Annotated in this window: 18 protein-coding genes; 8 read left to right on the forward strand and 10 right to left on the reverse strand. The window is 65.8% G+C overall.

The features are described 5' to 3' along the window. Positions 1–3 precede the first annotated feature (3 nt). Complete coding sequence (locus AC1D02_RS07340) at positions 4–1,044, forward strand: acyltransferase family protein (RefSeq protein WP_477315221.1); 1,041 nt, start codon at positions 4–6, stop codon at positions 1,042–1,044. On the opposite strand, the gene AC1D02_RS07345 is transcribed toward AC1D02_RS07340, so the two are convergent. The 4 genes from AC1D02_RS07345 to AC1D02_RS07360 all read right to left on the reverse strand — a co-directional run bounded on the left by AC1D02_RS07345 (position 935) and on the right by AC1D02_RS07360 (position 5,170). Next, positions 935–2,305 (reverse strand): ATP-binding protein, encoded by a 1,371-nt coding sequence (locus AC1D02_RS07345; RefSeq protein WP_477315223.1) that lies wholly within the window; start codon positions 2,303–2,305, stop codon positions 935–937. The two genes, AC1D02_RS07340 and AC1D02_RS07345, sit on opposite strands and share 110 nt — an antisense overlap. After that, the gene (locus AC1D02_RS07350) at positions 2,302–2,964 is read right to left on the reverse strand and encodes a response regulator (protein WP_477315225.1); all 663 of its coding nucleotides are present in this window, start codon (positions 2,962–2,964) and stop codon (positions 2,302–2,304) included. Before AC1D02_RS07350 ends, AC1D02_RS07345 begins: the two co-directional genes overlap by 4 nt. A 41-nt stretch (positions 2,965–3,005) precedes the next feature. Next, a complete protein-coding gene (locus AC1D02_RS07355) occupies positions 3,006–4,535 on the reverse strand; it encodes a DegQ family serine endoprotease (RefSeq protein ID WP_477315227.1) in 1,530 nt (509 codons plus the stop codon). Positions 4,536–4,717: 182 nt separating this feature from the next. Next, positions 4,718–5,170: an Hsp20 family protein gene (locus tag AC1D02_RS07360; RefSeq protein ID WP_477315229.1), complete on the reverse strand. Its 453-nt coding sequence runs from the start codon at positions 5,168–5,170 to the stop codon at positions 4,718–4,720. Positions 5,171–5,441: 271 nt separating this feature from the next. On the opposite strand from AC1D02_RS07360, the gene AC1D02_RS07365 reads away from it, so the two are divergent. Then, on the forward strand, positions 5,442–7,337 hold the full coding sequence (locus AC1D02_RS07365) for a M61 family metallopeptidase (RefSeq protein ID WP_477315231.1): 1,896 nt from the start codon (positions 5,442–5,444) through the stop codon (positions 7,335–7,337). A 385-nt stretch (positions 7,338–7,722) separates the two neighbouring features. After that, complete coding sequence (locus AC1D02_RS07370; protein ID WP_477315233.1) at positions 7,723–8,070, forward strand: hypothetical protein; 348 nt, start codon at positions 7,723–7,725, stop codon at positions 8,068–8,070. A gap of 52 nt (positions 8,071–8,122) precedes the next feature. On the opposite strand, the gene AC1D02_RS07375 is transcribed toward AC1D02_RS07370, so the two are convergent. From AC1D02_RS07375 to imuA, 3 genes are all read right to left on the reverse strand, one after another. Beyond that, positions 8,123–8,896 (reverse strand): alpha/beta hydrolase family protein, encoded by a 774-nt coding sequence (locus tag AC1D02_RS07375; protein ID WP_477315235.1) that lies wholly within the window; start codon positions 8,894–8,896, stop codon positions 8,123–8,125. A gap of 70 nt (positions 8,897–8,966) precedes the next feature. Beyond that, positions 8,967–10,448 carry a Y-family DNA polymerase gene (locus AC1D02_RS07380; protein WP_477315237.1) on the reverse strand — a complete coding sequence of 494 codons (1,482 nt, stop codon included), beginning with the start codon at positions 10,446–10,448 and terminating at the stop codon, positions 8,967–8,969. Further along, positions 10,378–11,085, reverse strand: coding sequence for a translesion DNA synthesis-associated protein ImuA (imuA, locus tag AC1D02_RS07385; RefSeq protein ID WP_477315239.1), 708 nt, complete (start codon positions 11,083–11,085; stop codon positions 10,378–10,380). Before imuA ends, AC1D02_RS07380 begins: the two co-directional genes overlap by 71 nt. A gap of 179 nt (positions 11,086–11,264) precedes the next feature. On the opposite strand from imuA, the gene acpA reads away from it, so the two are divergent. The 4 genes from acpA to hepT all read left to right on the forward strand — a co-directional run bounded on the left by acpA (position 11,265) and on the right by hepT (position 16,092). Next, positions 11,265–12,737, forward strand: coding sequence for an acid phosphatase (gene acpA / locus AC1D02_RS07390; RefSeq protein WP_477315241.1), 1,473 nt, complete (start codon positions 11,265–11,267; stop codon positions 12,735–12,737). 128 nt (positions 12,738–12,865) lie between these two features. After that, on the forward strand, positions 12,866–14,392 hold the full coding sequence (locus tag AC1D02_RS07395) for a dienelactone hydrolase family protein (RefSeq protein WP_477315243.1): 1,527 nt from the start codon (positions 12,866–12,868) through the stop codon (positions 14,390–14,392). 7 nt (positions 14,393–14,399) lie between these two features. Next, on the forward strand, positions 14,400–15,638 hold the full coding sequence (locus tag AC1D02_RS07400) for a putative Na+/H+ antiporter (protein WP_477315245.1): 1,239 nt from the start codon (positions 14,400–14,402) through the stop codon (positions 15,636–15,638). A gap of 25 nt (positions 15,639–15,663) precedes the next feature. Next, complete coding sequence (hepT, locus tag AC1D02_RS07405) at positions 15,664–16,092, forward strand: type VII toxin-antitoxin system HepT family RNase toxin (RefSeq protein ID WP_477315247.1); 429 nt, start codon at positions 15,664–15,666, stop codon at positions 16,090–16,092. On the opposite strand, the gene AC1D02_RS07410 is transcribed toward hepT, so the two are convergent. Then, on the reverse strand, positions 16,069–17,199 hold the full coding sequence (locus AC1D02_RS07410) for an extracellular catalytic domain type 1 short-chain-length polyhydroxyalkanoate depolymerase (protein ID WP_477315249.1): 1,131 nt from the start codon (positions 17,197–17,199) through the stop codon (positions 16,069–16,071). The two genes, hepT and AC1D02_RS07410, sit on opposite strands and share 24 nt — an antisense overlap. Then, the gene (locus tag AC1D02_RS07415; RefSeq protein WP_477315251.1) at positions 17,193–17,315 is read right to left on the reverse strand and encodes a hypothetical protein; all 123 of its coding nucleotides are present in this window, start codon (positions 17,313–17,315) and stop codon (positions 17,193–17,195) included. Before AC1D02_RS07415 ends, AC1D02_RS07410 begins: the two co-directional genes overlap by 7 nt. 179 nt (positions 17,316–17,494) lie before the next feature. Between AC1D02_RS07415 and AC1D02_RS07420 the strand changes: the two genes are divergently transcribed. Further along, on the forward strand, positions 17,495–17,992 hold the full coding sequence (locus AC1D02_RS07420; protein ID WP_477315253.1) for a PRC-barrel domain-containing protein: 498 nt from the start codon (positions 17,495–17,497) through the stop codon (positions 17,990–17,992). Between the two features lie 131 nt (positions 17,993–18,123). Here the strand turns inward: AC1D02_RS07420 and hrpA are convergent, their stop codons facing one another. Then, positions 18,124–22,176, reverse strand: coding sequence for an ATP-dependent RNA helicase HrpA (hrpA, locus tag AC1D02_RS07425; protein ID WP_477315255.1), 4,053 nt, complete (start codon positions 22,174–22,176; stop codon positions 18,124–18,126). Positions 22,177–22,216: the final 40 nt, after the last annotated feature.

Consider the following 22,216-nt stretch of genomic DNA (forward strand, 5'->3'; position numbering starts at 1 on the left):
AACATGAGCCAGCTTCCGCAGGGCGCCGCAAGAATCGAATGGATCGACTGCATCAAGGGCAGCGGCATCCTGCTGGTCGCCGCCGCGCACATCGTGCTGTACGGGACGCCGGCCAGGGACGCGATCCACGTCTTTCACATGCCGCTGTTCTTTTTCCTTAGCGGCTACCTGTTCAAGCCGGACCCCGACGGTGTCGGATACGCCGTCAAAAAAGCGCGGCACCTGCTGGTGCCCTACTTCGCCTTTCTGTTTCTTCTCAGCGTGCCGATCATGGTCAAGATGACGCTGGCCGGCAAAGGGTGGGCGCAACTGCTGGTCCAGCTGTCGGGCGGCCAGGGCATCGGCGGCACGATGGCGGTGTTCTGGTTCGTGACCTGCCTGTACTTTACGCAGCAGGTGATGAACTTCCTGCTGGTGCGCTGGCGCACCGGCATCGTCGCGCTGGTGGTCGTCGTCGGCCTCGCCGCAAGTTACGTGAACCTGTGGTACCCGTGGTTCGCGCTGCCGCTGAACCTGCACGTCGTCCCCGCGGCGATGCCCTACTTCTTCCTCGGCTACCTGTGCAAAGGCCGCGCGCTGCCGGCTGCCGCCGCGGCGCCGGCGTGGATCGGCTCGGCCATCGCCATCTCGCTTGCGTTGTCCGGCTACCTGGTCGCGCAGGACATGAAGTACACGATCTACGGCATCCCGCTGCTGTCGTTGGCGCTGGCGTTGTGCATGATCGTCGCGTTCATGCAGGCCAACCTGTACCTGGCCAGGGTGAAGCCCATCGCCGCGGTGCTGACCGCCCTCGGCCGCTATTCGATGGGGATCATGTTCATGCACATGCCGATCGCCGTCGCGCTGCGGACCGTATCGCCGGCCGGCAGCGAGACCGTGCGCTTCATCGTCGCGGTGATCGCATCCTACGGCCTGTCGATGGCCTTCGACCGTTTCACGCTGACGCGCTCGATTTTCCTGGGCGCGTCGCGCCGGGCGACGCCCGCTTCGGAAACGCCACCCGCGCGGCCAGCCCGCCCAGCCGCGCCGACTGGCCCAGCGTGAGCGTGGCACCGTGGCGCTCGGCGATCGCCTTGACGATCGCCAGCCCCAAGCCGCTGCCGGACGCCTCGCTGCCGGCGACGCGGTAGAACCGGTCCAGCACGCGCTCGCGCTCTTCGACCGGGATGCCCGGCCCGCTGTCTTCCACCACGATCACCGCGCCGGCGCCCTCCGCGCTGACGTCGATGTCGACGGTGCCGCCGGCCGGCGTGTACTTGATCGCGTTGTCGACCAGGTTGCGCATCAGGATCGTCAGCGCGTCGACCTGCCCTTCAATGCGCGCCGCGTCGGCATGGTGCAGCCCGACGTCGACGCCCTTGTGCTGCGCCACGTTAGCGAGCTCGCCGACCGTGCGACGCGCCAGCTCGTCGAGCGCGACCGGCTGTGACTTGGCGCCCTCCGCGGCGTTGGCTTCCTGGCGCGCCAGCACCAGCAGCTGTTCGACCAGCCGGGTCGAACGTTCGATGCCGGCCGACAGGCGCGCCACGGCGAGTTGGCGCGCTTCGGGCGACTCGGCGCGCTCCAGGCTTTGCACCTGCAGCTTGAGCGCGGCCAGCGGCGTGCGCAGCTCGTGCGCCGCGTCGGCGACAAAGTGCTGCTGCGCGGCGAACGCCTCGCGCACGCGCCCGAACAGCAGGTTCAGTTCCTGCACCAGCGGCCGCACCTCGTCCGGCAGACCGCCTTCGGAGACCGGCGACAGGTCGTCGGCCTGGCGCGACGCCACCTGCGAGCGCACCCGCGCCACCGGTTCGAGCGAGCCGCTGACGATCCACCACACCGACAGCATCAGGATCGGCATCATCACCGCGATCGGCCAGACCGTGCGCAGCGCCAAGTTGCTGGCCATGTTGCGGCGTACCGCCATGTCTTGCGCGACCTGCACGGTCTGCGCGCTGGTCTGCAGCGAGAAAACGCGGTAAGTGGTGTTGTTTGCCTCGACGTTGGAAAAACCCAGCACCGCCCGCTGCGGCAGGCGCGCGCTCGACACGGAGCGGAACAGCTGCACGCCGTCCAGCGTCCACACCTGCACCACAAGTTCGTTGTTCTCGGCGGCCGCTTCGACGCCGGCGCGCGACTCCGCGTTCGACAGCGGCGCGCTGGAACGCAGCGACAGCGCCATCTGCTGCATGTTGTAGTCGAAGATCTGGTCGGCGTCGTTGAGGGCGGTGCGGTAGGCCACCGACGCCTGCGCGACGGCGGCGAAGGTAATCGCCGCCAGCAGGAACCACAGCAGGCGCCCGCGTAGGGAATGCGTCATCCTCATAGCTTGGGTACCATGTAGCCGACGCCGCGCACATTCTGAATCAGGTCGCTGCCAAGTTTCTTGCGCAGGCCGTGGATGTAGACCTCGACCGCGTTGCTCGACACTTCGTCGCGCCAGCTGTAAAGCTTTTCTTCCAGCTGCGCGCGCGACAGCACGGCGCCGGGCCGCGCGATCAGCGCTTCGAGCACCGCCCATTCGCGCGCCGACAGCGTCGCCGGCGCGCCGGCCACGCTCACTTCGCGCGTCGCGGGATTAATCGTGATGTTCTTGTATTCGAATACCGGCTCGGCGCGGCCGGCCGAACGGCGCAGCAACGCGCGGATGCGCGCGAGCAGTTCGTCGAGGTCGTAGGGTTTGAGAACGTAATCGTCGGCGCCGGCGTCGAGGCCGGCGATCCTGTCGCCCACCGCATCGCGCGCGGTGGCCACCAGCACCGGGGTGCGGTCCTTGCGGGCGCGCATAGCCCGCAGCACTTCGAGGCCGTCCTTGCGCGGCAGGCCAAGGTCCAGCAGCACCAGGTCATACGCTTGCGACTGCACCAGCGCGGTGTCGGCCATCTCGCCGTCCTTGACCCAGTCGACGGCGTAGTGCTCGGCCCTGAGCAGGTCGAGCACTACTTCGCCGATCATTACATCGTCCTCCACCAGCAATAGCCGCATACTTCTTCTTTCTCGATTCCCTGGATGGAGGACGACCAGGCTTAGCCTATCCTCACCGGAATGAAGATTTTGTCACTGCCGCGCTGAATCAGCAAGGCCACCGACTTGTTGGACTTGCCGACCACGTCGCGCACCTGGTCGATGGTGCTGACCGCGCGACCGTTGATCGACAACAGGACGTCGCCAGGCTGCACGCCGGCGTTGGCCGCGGCGCCATCGGCGTCTTCCACCAGCAGGCCCGATGCGAGGCCGGACTGGCGCCGCTCGATCGGCTGCAGCGGGCGCAGGGCCAGGCCCAGCTTCGAGCCGCTGCTGGTGGACACGGCCGCAACTTCTTCGGGCGCCGCCTTCTCGCTGGCGTCGCCAAGCTTGGCGCCGACCTGCACGATCTTCCCGTCGCGCCAAACGTCCATCGTCACCTTCTCGCCCGGCCGGGCGGTCGACAGCATCGCCGGCAGGTCAGTAGATGCGATGATCTGCTGGCCATTCAGCTTGCGGATCACGTCGCCCGACTTCAGGCCGGCCTTGTCGGCCGGGCCGCCGCGTTCGACGGTCGACACCAGCGCGCCTTCCGGCGAAGCGAGATTGAACGAATCTGCGAAGCCCTGGTTCACTTCCTGCACCGTCACGCCCAGCTTGGCGTGCTTGACCGAGCCGGTGGCGACCAGCTGCTCCTTGATGCGGTAGGCGACGTCGATCGGGATCGCGAACGACAGGCCCTGGTAGCCGCCAGTCTGGCTGTAGATCTGCGAATTGATGCCGACTACTTCGCCGCGCGTGTTGAACAGCGGGCCGCCCGAGTTGCCGGGGTTGACGGCGACGTCGGTTTGGATGAACGGCACGCTGTTATCGTCCTGCAGCGAGCGGCCCTTGGCGCTCACCACGCCGGCCGTCACGGTGCTGTCAAGGCCGAACGGCGAGCCGATCGCCAGCACCCACTCGCCCACTTTCAGGTCGCTCGATTTGCCGATCGGGACCACCGGCAGGTTCCTGGCGTCGATCTTGAGCACCGCCACGTCGGTCTTCGGATCGGAGCCGAGGACCTTGGCGCGGTATTCGCGCCGGTCCTGCAGCTTGACCGTGACCTCCTCGGCGTCGCGCACCACGTGCGCGTTGGTCAGGATGACGCCGTCCGGACTCACGATGAACCCGGAACCGGCGCCAAAAACGGGCCTGTCGCGTTGGCCGCGCGGATTTTGCGGGCCTTGGAAGCGACGGAAGAATTCGAAAAACGGATCGTCTTCATCGAACTGCGGCGCCTGCTGCGCGCGTCCTTTGAAGGCGGTCTTGGTGCTGCCCATCACGCGGATGTTGACCACGGCGGGCCCCATGCGCGAGACGATCTGGGTGAAGTCGGGCAGCGCCATCGATACCTGGGTGCCTGGCGCGGCGAGCGGCGCCGGCGCGACGTAGTTGGACGGCGCGGTCGCCGCGGCGGTGGCGGCGGAAGCGACGGCGTTATTGTGATTGACTGCAATCGCACCCACTGCCCCGCCGATCGCGCCGGCGGCAGCGAGTGCAAGCGTCAGGCGCTTGGCGGTGATAGCAGTAACGGCACCTTGATTTTGCATTGTCGTACTCCTGTGAGTTGAGTTGGTCGATGGCTTCAGTGTGAACCTGCAGACTTAGAGTTTGCTTAACACGCGGCCGTAACGAAAAAATGGGACCAGTCGCGACGGACCTGGCCCCACCTTTGATTCCGTCGCCGGCGTCAAAGTCGGGGTCAGGCCCGGCGGACCTGACCCCGCTTACATTACGCGGCCTGGCGCTGCTCCAGTGCCTGCACGGTCTCGCCGCCGTCGATGGCGATCTTGCGCGGCTTGAGCGCTTCCGGCACTTCGCGCACCAGTTCGATGGTCAGCATGCCGTTGTCGAACGAGGCGGTGGTGACCTTGACGTGGTTGGCCAGCTGGAAGCGCTGCTCGAAGTCGCGCGCGGCGATGCCGCGGTGCAGGAAGGTGCGCTGCACATCATCCTTCTGCTTGCGGCCGGTGACGTGCAGGGCATCGCGCTCGGTGACGATCTCGATTTCCGAACGGCTGAAGCCAGCCAGCGCCATCACGATGCGGTATTGGTCTTCGCTCACCAGTTCGATGTTGTATGGCGGGTAGCTGGGCTGAGCGTCGGCGCGCTGCTCGAGCAGGTTGGCCAGGCGGTCGAAGCCAATGGCGGAACGATAGAGAGGGGTAAGGTCGAAAGTACGCATGATAAGTATCCTTGTGTAAGTTAAGCGATAAGTTGACGGACCTCGGTTGAGCATCCGTTGCGTCCAATCTAGTGATCGACCTGGGCCATTTCAAGGGCTTGAAAAATACGTTTTTTTGCCCAATGGGGCGAAAAATATTTGGTCAAACGGCCTGATATTTGCGCCGAAAAGGCGGGACTCGGCGTCCCCGTCGCTCCGGCGGACCTGGCCCCAAGCCATGCTACACTTCTGCTGCCGAAATACTTGACACATCAACTATCTTATTCAGACCATGACCTCCAAGCTCAAGCTGCTGCCCCTCGTTGCCCTGCTCGCCTCCCTCGCCCTGCCTGCCCGCGCCGACGTGCCGGTGCCGGTCGACCAGCCGTATCCGGGCACCATCGTGCTGAAGGTCGACGCGACCAACCTGAGCCAGCAGATCTTCCGCATGAAGATGTCGCTCCCGGTCAAGCCGGGTCCGCTGACCTTGCTGTATCCGCAGTGGCTGCCGGCCAACCACGGTCCGAACAACATCCTGAGCCAGCTGGCCGGCCTGAAGTTCACCGGCAACGGCAAGCCGGTCGAGTGGTCGCGCGACCCGGTCAACGTGTTCGCCTTCCACCTGAACGTGCCGCAGGGCGTGACGACGCTGGAAGCGGAATACCAGTTTCTGTCGCCGATGGACGGCTCGCAGGGCCGCATCACGATGACCAACGACATCCTCGGCGTGCAGTGGCCGTCGGTGACGCTGTATCCGGCCGGTTATGTCGCGCGCCGCATCACGGTGCAGCCCAGCCTGACCCTCCCGGAAGGCTGGCAGTACGGCAGCGCCTTGGAGGCGTCCGGCCGCAATGGCAACGAGGTGGTGTTCAAGCCGCTCGACCTGGAAACGCTGATCGACTCGCCGCTGTTTGCCGGCCGCTACTTCAAGCGCATCGACCTGGCGCCGGGCGCGAAGGCGCCGGTGTTCCTCAACATCGTCGCCGACAATGCGGAGAGCCTGGAAGCGAAGCCTGAACAGATCGAGGCGCACCGCGCGCTGGTCGCGCAGGCATCGAAGCTGTTCAACTCGCACCATTACAAGCACTACGATTTCCTGCTCGCGCTGTCGGACGACTTCGGCGGCATCGGGCGCGAGCATCACCAGTCGAGCGAGAACGGTGTCAAGCCGGGCTACTTCACCGAGTGGGCCAAGAACGAGGCGGTGCGCGACCTGCTGCCGCACGAATACACCCACTCGTGGGACGGCAAGTTCCGCCGCCCGGCCGGCCAGGACGTCCCGAACTTCAACGCGCCGCTGCAGAATGAACTGCTGTGGGTGTACGAAGGCCAGACCGAGTACTGGGGCAAGGTGCTGGGCGCGCGCTCCGGCCTGATGTCGGAGAAAGGCACGCAAGAGGAATTCGCCGCGATGGCCGCGCTGTACGACAACGTGCAAGGGCGCTCGTGGCGCGCGCTGCAGGACACGGTCAACGACTCGATCATCAACGGCCGCCGTCCGCTGGGCTGGCGCAACTGGCAGCGCGCCGAGGACTACTACGTCGAGGGCATGTTCGTCTGGCTCGACGTCGACACCAAGATCCGCGAGATGTCGAACGACAAGCACTCGCTGGACGATTTCGCGCGCGCGTTCTACAGCATCAACGACGGCAGCATGCTGCCGGCGTTCTACACCTTCGACGACGTGGTCGCCGCGCTGAACAAGGTGCAGCCATTCGACTGGGCGCCGTTCCTGCGCACGCGCCTCGACGGCCACGCCGCCGGCGCCCCGCTCGACGGCCTGGCGCGCGCCGGCTGGAAGCTGGTCTACAGCGACAAGCCGAGCGACTTCAGCAAGACGGCCGACGAGCAGAGCAAGGCGACCAGCTTCGCGTACTCGCTGGGCATGACGGTCAAGGCCGATGGCGGCGTGGCCGCGGTGAATTGGGACAGCGTGGCGTTCCGCGCCGGCCTGGCGCCGAACAGCACGATCGCTGCGGTCAACAACCGCGCCTACAAGGGCGAGGTGCTGAAGGCGGCGATCAAAGCGGCCAAGGACAGCAAGGACCCGATCGTGCTGCTGGTGAAACAGGGCGCGAACTACCGGACGATTTCGCTCGATTACCACGGCGGGCTGCGCTATCCGCACCTGGAGCGCATTGCCGGCAGCAAGGATCGCCTCGGCGCCATCCTGAAGCCGCTCAAGTAAACCATCGGGGTCTAGACCACCGGGGTCAGACCCGGTTATTTGCTGGCGTTTTCGGCGCCGCGCAATTCAATAAACGGGTCTGACCTTAATAAGCTCGCCTTCTTGCCGGTGTCTTGGGCTTCGCGCCATTCAATAACCGGGTCTGACCCCAATGAATTGGGTCTAACCCCAATGAATTCCAAGTAAACCATCGGGGTCAGACCCGGTTATTTGCTGGCGTTTTCGGCGCCGCGCCATTGAATAAACGGGTCTGACTTTAATAAGCTCGCCTTCTTGCCAGTGTCTTCGGCTTCGCGCCATTCAATAACCGGGTCTGACCCCAATGAATTCGAGTGCGCGATCTTGAAGCCGCTCAAGTAATTTCACGATGGTGTATGCTGCGGCGATGACTACCGATACCGATATCCAGCTGAGCGGCCCGTTCAAGGCCAGTGACAGCAGCGGCCGTTCCCATGACGTCAAGGCAATTCGCATTTACGACGAGGGCTACGGGATCATTGATGTGTTCGTGGACTTCACCGCGTCCGTCGCGGGGCTGTACAAGGACAAGACGCTGGTCGGCAATATCATCGACCGCCTGCGCGCGCTGGGCTACGTCGGCCCGAACTTCGAGCACAGCGATCCTGGCCTGCAGGAAGCCAAGCTGATCGTGCTCGAGGCGCCGGAGGAATTCAACGACTTCGCCAAGAAGAAGGGCTGGAAGAATTTGGCCGAAGAGTTCGACGACGAGTGATAGACGTCGCGGTCAGGTCCGCCGGAGCGACGGGGACGCCGAGTCGCCATTTTCATGGCGCTCCGGCTACGACCAGGTAGCGTTCACTCCACGCCGCGATCATCCCTGCCACATACACCGCATCCTCGCGCCTCGTCAGCAGGTGATCGGCGTCGTCCAGTGAGATGAAACTCTTGGGATGCTTCGCCGCGGTGAAGATCGCCAGTGCATTGCCGATGTCGACCGTCGTGTCCTTCGGCGAATGCATCACCAGCAGCGCGCGCTTCAGCAAGGCCGTCTTCGCGGCCAGGTTATAGCCGGCCGCGTCGATCAGGAACTGGCGCTTGATCTTGAAACTGCGCCCCGCCAGCGACACCTCCGCTTCGCCCGTCGATTCGATCGTGCCCAGCGACGGTCCCAGCAGCCCGCGCACATGCTCGGGATCGCTCGGCGCGCCGATCGTCACCACCGCCCTTGCTTCGGGGATCGAGCCGGCCGCCGCCAGCACCGCGGCGCCGCCCAGGCTGTGGCCGATCAGGATCTGCGGCGCCTTCCCATCGTCCCGCATGAAGTCGGCCGCGGCCACCAGGTCGGCCACGTTGGAAGAAAAATTGGTGTTGGCGAAGTCGCCTTCGCTCGCGCCCAGCCCCGTGAAATCGAAGCGCAGCGCGGCGATGCCGCGCTCGGCCAGCGACTGGGCGATGCGGCTTGCCGCGAACACGTCCTTGCCGCAGGTGAAGCAGTGGGCGAACAAGGCATACGCCCTGACCGGCCCATTGGGAGATTCCATTCGCGCCGCCAGCTTTTGCCCGTCGGCACCAACAAATTCCATACGTTCAGTCTGCATGTCTGTCCTGGTCAAGATGAGTTGGCAAGCTGTCACTGTGCATCAGATCGCCCCCTTCGGCAAGCGCGGTTCAACCGAACAGTCCATGCAGGAACCAGCGCGGTTCGCTGTCCTGCGCCGCGCCGACGATGCGCTCGCGGTACACCCAGTAATGCGCGTGGTCCTGGCCTTCGGCGATGAAGTAGTCGCGCGTTTGCGACTGGTTCCACCAGCCCGCTTCGATGCGCTCCGGCGTCGAGGCGAGCTTCAGCGGCGAGCCGTAAAACGGCCGGTGATTGCGCATCAGCAGCGCGATCGGCTTGGCCAGCAGCCAACTCGGGCGCGGCAGGCTGAGCACGTCGGGCGGCATTTGCGCCTCGCGGTCTGCCGGACGGATCTTCTTGCCCACCGGGACCCAGGCGTTGGCGTGCTCGGGCCGGTAATCTGCCTGCGGCGCCGCCTGCAAGACGTTTTCCGGCCCCAGCCGCGCCACCAGCAGTTCGAGCATGCGCAGCTGGTCCTGCTCGCTGCCGCCGGGCTCGGGAAACAACGAGTCGCTCGGCGGCGCCATCGCCTGCACCTGCAGCGCTTCGAGGCACAGGCCGATGACGGGCGCCACCAGTTCGACCTTGCCGAGCCGCTCGCGCAGCAGGCGCACCAGGTGTTCGTCGCGCCAGGTCGGCTCGGCCAGCACGATGTCGATCGCGGTGGGCGCCATCGCCACCCGGCCGCGCTCGTGCTCGAGCTGCAAAGTGATGCGTTCGACCGCCAGCTGGCGCGCGCACAGCCAGCCGGTCAGCTGCAGCAGCAGCCGGTGCGCGCCGAACAGCAGCGCGTCGGCGTGCTCGACGCGGTCGAACAGTTCGAGCCTGGCGCGGAAGGTGGTGGGCGCTTCGATCCAGTCGAACAGCTCGGGCGTCATGCCGTAGGCGGCGTCGAGGATGTCGAGCAGCGGCCGGCCGCAGCGCCGCTGCAGACCGGGCCGCGGCAGGCGCCGCATGTCGCCCAGGTTGAAGCAGCCGATGCCTTCGAACCAGGGCGCGAACGGCCGCGCCGGCGGCAGCAAGGCAGCCGGCAGGCGGTCGAGCCGGCGCACCAGCGAGTCCATTTTGACGACGCGCGTGCCGCCGTGGCGCGCCAGCAGCCAGGCGCCGCGCGCGGTCGACGCGCAGCTGAGGGCGCCGGTGAAACCCAGCGCGCGCAGGTTGGCGCGAATGCGCCGGCACAGCGCCTTGATGCCGCCGAACAGGCGCAGGCTGGCGCCGACGTCCATCAGCAGCGTCGACTCCTCGGCCTGCGCCACCAGCGGCGTGTACTGCAGCAGCGCCATCGCTACCGCATGCAGGGCCTCGGCCTCGCGCTCGGCCGAGCGCTCGTACAGTTTGGCCTCGGGCGCGAGCATGAGCACCCCGCCGCGCCGCATCCCGCCCTGCAGGCCGGCCGCCCGCGCCGCCGGCGACAGCGCCAGCACGCGTTCCTGCTCGAGCACGACGCTGGCCGAATCACTGGACCAGTTCGGGCAAAACACTTCGAGCGGTAACTGGGGCAGGTAGAGCCCGATCCAAAGTCGCATGGCGCTGCAGTAAAGAAGGTGTGAGGGGCAGGAACAGCGGCGCGTCGCGCTGCGGTCCCCGGCGTTTGACGAATTCGATGTCCAGCCCGCCCGCGGCCGGCCGCAAGGACAGGCGCAGCGGCGCGGGCGAACTGTCCTGCGCCGCGGCGAGCGGGCGCATCATGAAGAACAGGGTTTCGCCGCTTTGCGCGGCCAGGTGCAGCCGGCGCAGCGTTTCGCCGCGCGCGTGGTTCTGCCAGAACAGCAAGGCGCCGCAACTGCCGCTGCGCAGCACCTGCTCGGCCGCCCACAGCGCGTCGCTGCTGCGGCTGCTGCGGATCCAGATGAGCTGCGACGGCGCCAGCCCGAGCGCGGCCAGCGCCAGCGCCTGCGGCGGATGGGGCGGCTGCAGCAGCACGATGCGGCGCCGCGCCACCGTCGCCAGCGCAGGACGCAGCAGGCGCAGCTCGCCGATGCCGGGCTGCTGCAGCATCAGGTCGATCAGGGTGCCGGTCGGCCAGCCGCCGCCGGGCAGCTGGCCCGACAGCGCCGGATGGCCGGTATCGACGCAGCGCGCGGTGGAATGCGCCAGCTGCGAAGCGAGCCACAAGGAGGGGTGCAAGGCCTCCGGGGCGGTGATATGTTGATGAAGTGACATGGTGGGATCGCTTAAAACTACTGTATGAATACACAGTACTATTTGGGCCGGGGTTTGGCAAGGTCTATCTGATATCGTGCGCGCAGAGCCTGGATCGTCCGTCCAAAATGGGGCCAGGTCCGCAGGACCAGCCCCCGCTATTGCCCCTATAATAGGCGTCCACTTTTGACGGCTTAACAATGAAAATCGCCTGCTCCGCACTGTTCGCGCTCGCCGCGCTCGCCACCCTGCCCGCCCACGCCGCCACCAAGAAGGCGCCCAGGCCACTGAAGGGCCTCGAGCAAATCCAGACCGTGATCGTGCTGTACGGCGAAAACCGCAGCTTCGACAACCTGTACGGCCGCTTCCCCGGCGCCAACGGCATCGGCAACGCCACCGCGGAAAACGGCACAGTCCAGCGCGACCGCGACGGCACCGTGCTGCCCACCCTGCCGCCGGTGTGGCAAAAGACCAGCGTGCCCGATCCCCAATATCCAACCGCGATGCCGAACGCGCCGTTCCAGATCGACGCGCCGCCGATCAACCTGCCGCTGTCGGCCAAGACGCGCGACCTGACCCACCGCTTCTACCAGAACCAGATGCAGATCAACGGCGGCAGGAACGACATGTTCGTCGCCTGGTCCGACGCCGGCGCGCTGACCATGGGCCACTACGACGGCTCGTCGCTGCCGCTGTGGCGCCTGGCGCGCGAGTACGTGCTGGCCGATAACTTCTTCATGGGCGCGTTCGGCGGCTCCTACATCAACCACATGTGGCTGGCCTGCGCCTGCACGCCGAATTTCCCGAACGCGCCCGACAAGATGCGCGCGAAACTCGACGCCAACGGCCGCCTGATGCTCAAGGACGATTCGCCGGCCAGCGCGATGACCGGCGGGCCGAAGTTCCAGGACGGCGTGATCAGCCCGGACGGCTACACCATCAACACCGTGCAGCCGAGCTATCAGCCGAGCCAGGCCAAGCCGGCCAAGGACGATCCGCGCCTGGCCGATCCGGCCGACGACCCGCTGCCGCCGCAAACCCTGAAGACCATCGGCGACACGCTGTCGGACAAGCGCGTGAGCTGGAAGTGGTATGCCGGGGGCTACTACGCCGCGCTGAACGACCGCAAGCAGATCTACGGCGGCGAGGTCGACTTCCAGCCTCACCACCAGCCGTTCAACTACTTCCTGCGCTTCGCGCCGGGCACGAAGGATCGCGCCGAACATTTGAAGGACGGCGAGGACCTGATGGCCGACATCAAGGCAGGCAAGCTGCCGCAGGTCAGCTTCTACAAGCCGTCCGGCAAGCTGAACGAGCATCCGGGCGGCGCCAACGTGATGGAAGGCGACATCCACCTGGCCGACATCGTGGCCAAACTGAAGGCCTCATCGCAATGGAAGCACATGGCGATCATCATCACCTACGACGAAAACGGCGGCTTCTGGGACCACGTGGCGCCGCCGAAGGGCGACCGCTGGGGCCCGGGCTCGCGTATCCCCGCGATCATCATCTCGCCGTACGCCAAGAAGGGCTTCGTCGACCACACGCCGTATGACACCACGTCGATCCTGCAGTTCCTGACGCACCGCTTCAAGCTCGAACCGTTGCCTGGCGTGCGCTCCCAGCAGGGCGACCTGACCAACGCGTTCGAGCTGGACAAGGCTGTTCGATAAGCCGGCTAAGGAAATAATGCTCTAACGCAAAAAACGCATGTATTATCTGCCATGGTTGCGAAAGAATAATTAATAATCATGGAGATGCATATATGTACAAGATAATATTCGGCCTGTTATTGAGTGCCATGTCCGTCGCGCAGGCCGCATCGGGTTTCGTGTTTTCGAATGAGCCCGGCCAGCATGGGGTCGGCTTGCGCATCGTGCAGCAGTACGATTACTCGCGTACCTATAAAGCGAAGATCGATATGCTGAGCGGCAAGCCCAGTTCGGGCGAACGCGCGCGGCCGTTGCAAACGCTGATCTGGTACCCGGCAGCGAAAGGCGGCGCGCCGTTGCATTACATCGACTACCTGCGCCTCATCGCCACCGAAGAAAACTTCAATCGTCCGGCAGCAGAAATCGACAAGATTACCTCGACCAGAATCGCCAACACCTGGAGCGCGTTGAAACCCGACGCGATCCGGCGCGAAGAAAGCCGGCCGATGTGGGCGGTGCGCGATGCCCGGCCGGCAGCGGGGAAATTTCCGGTCGTGATCTATGCGCCGAGTTTCAATGCGTCGGCGCATGAAAACGTCGACCTATGCGAATACCTTGCAAGCCAGGGCTATGTGGTGATCTCGACGGCGGCGATCGGGCCGCATGGCCGCTCAATGACAACAGACCTCGAGGGTGTGGAAGCCCAGGCCGGCGATATCGAATTCCTGGTCGGTTACGCGCAAACGCTGCCCCAGGCCGATGCGGCGCATGTCGGCGTCATCGGTTTCAGCTGGGGCGGCCTAGCGAACGTGTTGGCCGCCGCCAGGGACAACCGCATTTCGGCACTGGTGAGCCTGGACGGCTCGGTGCGCTATTTCCCCGAACTGGTGCGCTCGGCCAAGTATGTCTCGCCCGAGCGGCTGACGGCGCCGTTCATGTACGTCGCGGCGCGCCCGCGGTCGATGGAAGAACATGCCGCCCGCAAGTTCGATATGTCCAGCAACCTGTTAAATGACATCAAATACGCCGACTTCTACAAGCTGACGATGAATCCCATGGAGCACGCGAACTTCAGCTCGGAGTTTCAGCGCTTCGCGCCGGACGGCGGCCACGGCACGGACGAATACACACGCGAAGAATCGTCGCTGGCAATGAGCTGGATGTCGCGCTACGTCGCCCAGTTCCTCAACGCCTATTTGAAGAACGATTCGGCCGGCCGCGCCTTTCTGGCCAACGCGCCCGCCAGGAACGGCGTGCCGGCACATATGCTGATGGTCGACAGGCGCGCCTCGCGCGGCCTGCCGCCGACGCTCGACACTTTCGTCGCCGCCCTGGGCCAGCGCGGGTTCGGCCACGCCTCGGAAGTTTACGCCGAGATGCAAAAGAAGGAACCCGAATTCAAACTGGGCGAACCGATTCTGGTCAACTGGGGCTACCAGTTGCTGAGGGCGGACAAGGTCAAGGAGTCGATCGAGATCTTCAAACTCGCCACTATTGTCGATCCCAAAAGCGCGAATGCCTTCGACTCGCTGGCCGAAGCCTATCAGCAGGATAACGACAAGCCGCTGGCGATCAAGAATTATCAGCGTTCGCTGGAACTCGATCCGAAGAACACGAATGCGGTCGATCGGCTGAAGGCTCTGCAGGCTGGCGCGCCCGCGCCGAAGGCCGGATAAGGAAGCGATGCACACAGTCGAACTTGCCGGCGCGATTCTGTTCGGCTGTGCCCTGATCCACACCTTCGCCGCCAAGGCGTTCGAGCGGCTGGCCCAGCGCCACCCGCGCCACGCCGGCCTGCTGCACCTGCTCGGGGAGGTCGAGGTGGTGTTCGGCTTCTGGGCGTGCATCCTGATCGTCACGATGGCCGTGCTGTCCGGCGGCCGGGCGGCGATCGACTATGCCGAATCGCGCCAGTACGCCGAGCCGCTGTTCGTGTTCGTGGTGATGGTGATCGCCGCCTCGCGCCCGGTGCTGGCCAGCGTGCGCGGCTTGCTCGCGTGGCTGGCGCGGCTGCTGCCGGTACGTGAAGAAGTGGCGCACACCTGGTTCGGACTCGCGCTGGTGCCGCTGGCCGGCTCGCTGGTCACCGAGCCGGCCGCGATGACGATCGCCGCACTGATGCTGGCGCCGCTGGTGTTCCGCGCCGGCGTACCCGAGCGGCTAAAATACGGCGCCCTCGGCGTCCTGTTCGTCAACGTCTCGATCGGCGGCACCTTGACCGCCTACGCCGCGCCGCCGGTGCTGATGGTGGCCGGCGCCTGGGGCTGGGACAGCGCCTTCATGGCCGCGACCTTCGGCTGGAAAGCCGCGCTGGCAGTCATCATCAACGCGACCGGCATGACCTTCCTGCTGCGCCGCCACCTCGCCGCAGCTCCCGCAAGCGAGATGCCGCGGATTCCTCCCGGCGTCGCGCTGATTCATCTTGCCTTCCTCGCCGCGGTCGTGCTGCTGGCCCACCACCCGGTGATGTTCCTCGGCCTGTTCCTGCTGTTCCTCGGCTTCACCCAGGCCTACCCGCGCCACCAGGATCCGCTGATCCTGAAAGAAGGCCTGCTGGTCGGCTTCTTCCTGGCCGGCCTGGTGGTGCTGGGCGGCATGCAGCAATGGTGGCTGCAGCCGCTGGTCTCGCAGCTGGGCCCGACCGCGCTGTTCTTCGGCGCGCTCGGCCTGACCGCCGTCACCGACAACGCCGCCCTCACCTACCTGGGCTCGCTGATTTCCGGCCTGTCCGCGCACGACAGGTATATGCTTGTGGCTGGGGCCGTCGCCGGCGGCGGACTGACCGTGATCGCGAACGCGCCGAATCCGGCCGGTGTGTCGCTGCTGCGGCGCGGCTTCAACGATGAATCGATCGGCGCGGCCGGCCTGTTCCTCGGCGCCCTCGCGCCGACCATCGTCGCGGCGGCACTTTTCCTGATGTAGCGCGTCCAAACCCGTGGAGGCAATCATGAGCGACCAGGTACTTGCGAGCAAGACGGCGATGATCGAACACTGCCTGCGGCGGGCGCGCGAGGAATACGAAAAGGATCCCACCACCTTCCTCGACGACATCACCCGGCGCGACGCGGCCACGCTCAACGTGCTGCGCGCGTGGGAGGCGGCGGTGGAAATGGGCGACTACGTGATCGGCACGTATCGGCTGGGCGAGCCGGAGGACGAGCGCCATGTGTTCCTGCTGCTGCGCGAGAAAGGCTGGATCACCGAAGCGCTGGCCCACGACCTCCAGCGCGTCGGCGAATTCTGCCGCGCGGAGTGGGACTACCAGGCCGCGCCGCTGCCGGCGCTGGTGACGATCGTCAAGCGCGGCCTGGACGACGTCGAAGCGTTCGCCCAGGCGCTGGTGACGGCGACATCACAGCACCCGCCGGTGCCTTGAAAAGAAGTCGAGCATCATCCTGCTCGCATCCGGGCCCCGTCCCGAGTTGTACGACAGGCGCTCGTCGCCGCCGCTCCACGCATGTTTCAGTTCGGCGATGCGCGCCACCCGCAGCATCACCTTGCGCCCGCGGTACACATCGCGCAGGTGATAGCCGTGGCCGCGCCTGGTGCCCAGCTTGACCTTCACCTGTTCCGGGCTGTCGGCCGGCAGGCGGTTGACCAGCATCGCCTGGCGCGCCAGTTGGACCTGGTTGATCGGCCGCACCACATGGTCGTCCTCGCCCTGGATCAGGATCGTCGGCAGCGGCGAGAATGCGGCGCGCTTGTCCAGCACTTCCTCGATCGCCCCGTCGACCCTCGCCCCGCCGCCATGCTGCATCACCGCCAGCGCGCCGATGGTGCTGTGGCCGGCGCCGAAACTCGGTCCCGAATGCACGCCAAGCCCGGCGAACATCTCCGGATGATTCAGCGCGACGATGTTGGCCATGCCGGCGCCGGCCGAAATGCCGCAAATATAAATGCGCGAGCGGTCGATCGGATAGCCGGCCATCACCTTGTTGACGATGCCGACGATCAGCGGCACGTCGCCGGCGCCTTGCTGCGTGGCGCGGTCGTACCATTTCCAGCAGCGGTGCGGATGGGTACCGACGGACTGCTGCGGATACAGCACCGCGTAGCCGGCCGCCTCGGCCAGCTGGTTCATGCGCGTGCCTTCGGCGAACAGGGTCGCGGTCTGGTCGCAGCCATGCAGCATGACGATCAGCGGCAAGCCGTTGTCGGCCGGTGTTTTATCTGGAACGTAGAGCCAGTAGTTCATGCGGCGCAGGGTGCCGCGGTCGGACATCCCCGACAGATAGGACGCGAGCCACTTGCCGGCGGCGGGAGCGGCCGCGACCGGCTTGACGGCGGCAGGCCTGCTGCGGGTGGCGCGCGGCTTGAGCGGTGTGACCGTGGCGGCAACGCCGACCGGGCGAACCTTCGGCTTGCGTTTGGGCGTTGGCTTGGGCGGCGCGAGCAGGCTGCCGATGGCGCGGACAACCGAACGCTGCTGCTTTTTGCCGGCGCGCAGCAAGCCGCGCAGCCACGGATTACTTGTTTTTACCATCGGAGCCTGGTGAGGGGAACGGGAAGGCGCGCCAACAGGAACGCCGCGAGCGAGCGGGTGCGGATGGATTTGCCCAGCGGGCCGGCGTTGTTGCAGCGTGCGTTCACAAACATCATTTAAGGTGCCTCCGTGTTTTTTTACCAGACTATCCAGTGCGCAATTTTCGCTCTGTGCGTTGGCGCGCATAAGGGCATGAACACAACGGATTGATGCGACCTTCGCACGTTTGAGATAGATCAAGGACGTGGGGGGTTGCGCTCCCTAGGCTGGGATTTCATAACAGGAGGGACGAATCATGGGCTTTCTGGACCGCGACAGATTAGGGATCTACAAGCACGCCAGCGGCAAGGGGCCGGGCCCCGCGCTGATGGGTGCGGACACGTTGATCGGCGAGAGCGTGATCAACAACCAGGGACTGAGTCTCGGCGACATCAAGGAAATCATGCTCGACATGCGCACCGGGCAGGTGGCGTATGCGGTGCTGGCGTTCGGCGGCTTCTTCGGGCTGGGCGAGAAACTGTTCGCCGTGCCGTGGCAGGCGATGCGGCTCGACACCGTCAACAAATGCTTCGTGCTCGACGTCGACAAGGACAAGCTGAAGTCGGCGCCGGGATTCAACGCGCATTCGTGGCCCGACATGACCGACTTGGAGTGGATGAAGCAGGTCCACAGCTTCTACGGCACCGATCTGCCGGGCACCGGCGTGCCGGTCGACGGCATGGTGGGAGGCGCGGTGCGCGGGGCTGGCGCCAGCTCCGGGCCGGCAATCGGCGAGACGCGCAGCGACCACTGACAGATGCAGGCCGAGGGGTCTGGTCCTGCGGACCTGCCCCCGAATTTGACACCGAGGCTAGAATCGCCGCGCGGGTATTTCCGCCGCAGCGACAAACCCGGGGTCGGGTCCGGCGGACCTGACCCCATTCTTTAGCGCTGCATCGACTCCCACACCTTCTGCAGCCGCTTGGCAGACACCGGCATCGGCGTGCGCAGCTCCTGCGCAAACAGCGACACCCGCAGCTCCTCCAGCATCCAGCGGAAATCGGTCATGCGCGGATCGGTGTTCTTGCCCGCCATGGTCTTTGAAATCCGCAGGAACTGGCTGGCCGCCCCGCTCCACTCCGCCATCAGCCTGGCGTCGCGCGCCGGATCGCCGCGCAGCTTTTCGAGCCGCACATTGATCGCCTTCAGGTAGCGCGGAAAGTGCGACAGCTGCGCGAACTCGGTGTCGGTGACGAACCGCTTGTGCACCAGGGCGCGCAACTGTTCCTGCATGTCGGCCGCGGCCTGCGCCTGTACACCCTGCAGTTTCTTCGGCAGGCCATGGAACTCGGTCAGCACCAGCGACACCAGCCGCGCAATCTCGTTGACCAGCAAGCCAAGCCGCGACTTGCCCTCGTCCCGGCGCTTGTTGAACGACGCCGCGTCGGTCGGCAGCGGATCCTGCAGGCAGGCGATGTCGATCGCCTTGGCGATGATCTGGTCGCGCAGCTCTTCCTGCGATCCCATCGCCATGAACTGCATGCCCATCTGCTGCATGCCCGGGATATTCTTCTCGATGAACTTGAGCTGCTCCTTGAACTGCAGCGCGAACAGGCGGCGCAGGCCGATGCGATGCGTGCGCGCAGCCACCGTCGGATCGTCGAATACCTCCAGGTCGCAGTGTGTCCCCTTGTCGACCAGCGCCGGGAAGCCGATCAGGGTCAGCTTGCCCTGCACGATTTCCAGCAGCTCGGGCAGCTCGCCGAAGGTCCACGCCGTGATGTTGGTGTGCGCGCCGGTTGCCTTCGGCGCTTCGGCTGGCGCCTTCCCTTTGACGGGAGCCGCGGCGGCCGCCGGCGCCACCACCGCGGTCGCCTCGGCCAGCTTCTGGAAGCTCTGGCGCGCCTGCCCGCCGAATTCGGCCTGCAAGGTGGCCAGGTTGCGGCCCATTTCGAGCTGGCGCCCGTGCTCGTCGATCACCTTGAAGTTCATGAAGTGGTGCGCCGGCAGCGTCTCGACCTTGAAGTCGGTAGTCATCACGGCGATGCTGGTCTGCGCGCGGATGTCGGCGATGATCGCGTCGATCAGGTCGCCGCGGCCGAACTTGCCGGCATCCTGCATGCGCTCGCAAAAGCGCGCCGCATAATCGGGCAGCGGCACGCAATGGCGGCGCAGCTTCTGCGGCAGGGATTTCAGCAGCAGATGCACCTTCTCCTTCAGCATGCCCGGCACCAGCCACTCGCAGCGCTCGCGCGGCAGCTGGTTCAGCGCAAACAGCGGCACCGACATCGTCACGCCGTCGCGCACGCTGCCCGGTTCGAAGTGATAGGTCAGCGCCATCTCGATGCCGGTGACGGTCAGCGTTTTCGGGAACAGCTCGGTGGTCACGCCGGCCGCCTCGTGCCGCATCAGCTCCTCGCGGTTCAGGAACAGCAGCTTCGGATTGTCGCGCGTGACGTCCTTGTGCCACTTCTCGAAGCCGGCGCCATTGACCACGTCGGCCGGGATCAGCTTGTCGTAGAAGGCGGCGATCAGGTGATCGTCGACCAGCACGTCGAGCCGGCGCGACTTGTGCTCGAGGTTTTCGATCTCCTTCACCAGCTTGTGGTTGTGCGCGAAGAATGGCGCGCGCGTGTCGTAATCGCCGCCCACCAGCGCTTCCTGGATGAAGATCGAGCGCGCCTCCTCGGGATTGAACTGGCCGTAGTTGATGCGGCGCTGGCTGTACACCACCAGCCCGTACAGGGTCGCGCGTTCGGATGCGGTCACTTGCGCGGCGCGCTTCTCCCAGCGAGGCTCGCCCCACGATTTCTTCAGCAGGTGGGCGCCGACGCGCTCGACCCACTCCGGCTGAATGGTGGCGATCGTGCGCGCGTACAGGCGCGTGGTCTCGACCAGTTCGGCCGCCATCACCCACTTGCCCGGCTTCTTGAGCAGCGACGATCCAGGCCAGATGTGGAACTTGATGCCGCGCGCGCCGAGGTAGCCGGCGCCCGGCTCGTCCTCGCTCTTGAAGCCGATGTTCCCCAGCAGGCCGGTGAGCAGCGCGGTGTGCAGGTTTTCGTAGGTGGCCGGCAGCTCGTTGAGGCGCCAGCCCTGCTCCTTGACGATGGTGAGCAGCTGCGAATGCACGTCGCGCCACTCGCGCAGGCGCACCTGCGACAGGAAATTGGCGCGGCAGGTTTCCATCAGCTGGCGATTGGTTTTCTTGTGTTCGATCGCCTGCTCGAACCAGCGCCAGATTTTCAGGTAGGTCAGGAACTCCGACTTCTCGTCGGCGAACTTCTTGTGCGCTTCGTCGGCGGCCTGCTGGTGCTCCATTGGCCGGTCGCGCGGATCCTGCACCGACAGCGCCGACGCGATGATCAGCATCTCGGTCAGGCAGGCGTTGTCCAGCGCGGCCAGGATCATGCGGCCCACGCGCGGATCGAGCGGCAACCGCGCCAGCTTGTTGCCGAGCGGGGTCAGTTGATTGTATTCGTCGACCGCGCCGACCTCCTGCAGCAGCTGGTAGCCGTCGGCGATCGCGCGGCCTTGCGGCGGCTCGATGAACGGGAAAGTCTCGACGTCGGTCAGGTGCAGAGACTTCATGCGCAGGATGACCGCCGCCAGCGACGAACGCAGAATCTCCGGCTCGGTGAACTTCGGGCGCTGCAGGAAATCCTGTTCTTCGTACAGGCGGATGCAGACGCCGTCGGCGACGCGGCCGCAACGGCCGGCGCGCTGGTTGGCCGCCGACTGCGCGATCGGCTCGACCTGCAGCTGCTCGACCTTGTTGCGGAAGCTGTAGCGCTTCACGCGCGCCAGGCCCGCGTCGACCACGTAGCGGATGCCCGGCACGGTCAGCGAAGTCTCGGCCACGTTGGTCGCCAGGACGATGCGGCGCGCGTTGCCGATCTTGAAGACGCGCTCCTGCTCCTCGACCGACAGGCGGGCGAACAGCGGCAGGATCTCGACGTGCGGCGGATGGTGCTTGCGCAGCGCCTCGGCGCAGTCGCGGATCTCGCGCTCGCCGGGCAGGAACACCAGCACGTCGCCCGAGCCGAGCCGGCACAGTTCGTCGACCGCGTCGACCACCCCATCCATCAGGTCGCGCTTTTCGCGCGCGGCCTGCGCTTTCGGCAGCGGCTTGCCGCTGTCCGGGGCGCCGGTCAGGACCTGATCGCGTTCGACCGGGCGGTAGCGCACCTCGACCTGGTACAGGCGGCCGGACACTTCGATCACGGGCGCCGGCTTTTCCGGCGTGCCGAAATGGCGCGCGAAGCGCTCGGCGTCGATGGTCGCCGACGTGATGATGATCTTCAGGTCGGGCCGGCGCGGCAGCAGCTGTTTCAGGTAGCCGAGCAGGAAATCGATGTTCAGGCTGCGTTCGTGCGCCTCGTCGATGATGATCGTGTCGTAGGCCTTGAGCAGCGGATCGGTCTGGGTTTCGGCCAGCAGGATACCGTCGGTCATCAGCTTGATCCACGCGCCAGGCTGCAAGGTGTCGTTGAAACGCACCTTGTAGCCGACGTGGACGCCCTGCGGCGAGCCGAGTTCGACGCCGATCCGCTTGGCGGTCGACGACGCGGCGATACGGCGCGGCTGGGTATGGCCGATCAGGCCTTTTTCGCCGCGTCCGAGCTCCAGGCAGATTTTCGGCAGCTGGGTGGTCTTGCCGGAGCCGGTTTCGCCGGAGACGATGATGACCTGGTTCTCGGCGATCGCCTTGGCGATTTCAGCGCGGCGGCCGGAGACCGGCAGGTCTTCCGGGAAGGTAATCGGCGGCAGCGGCGTGCGCACGGCCGCCTGGCGCGGCGGCCGAGGCGCGCGCTGAGAAGGGGTCTGGTCCCGCGGACCTGACCCCGCCTTTGCTGGCTGGCGCGGCTGTCCTTGACGCGACTGCGCCTGCTTCGATGGGGTCAGGTCCGCCGGACCTGACCCCGCCTTTGACCGCGGCGCACGATGGACATTGGCGGCCGAAGCGGCATCTGCAGGCTTGTTACTCTGTTCTGACATTGTTTTTACACGTATTTAGCGCGCAAGTCGCGCAGCGAAT

It is taken from the genome of Massilia sp. P1_C10 (assembly GCF_056406475.1).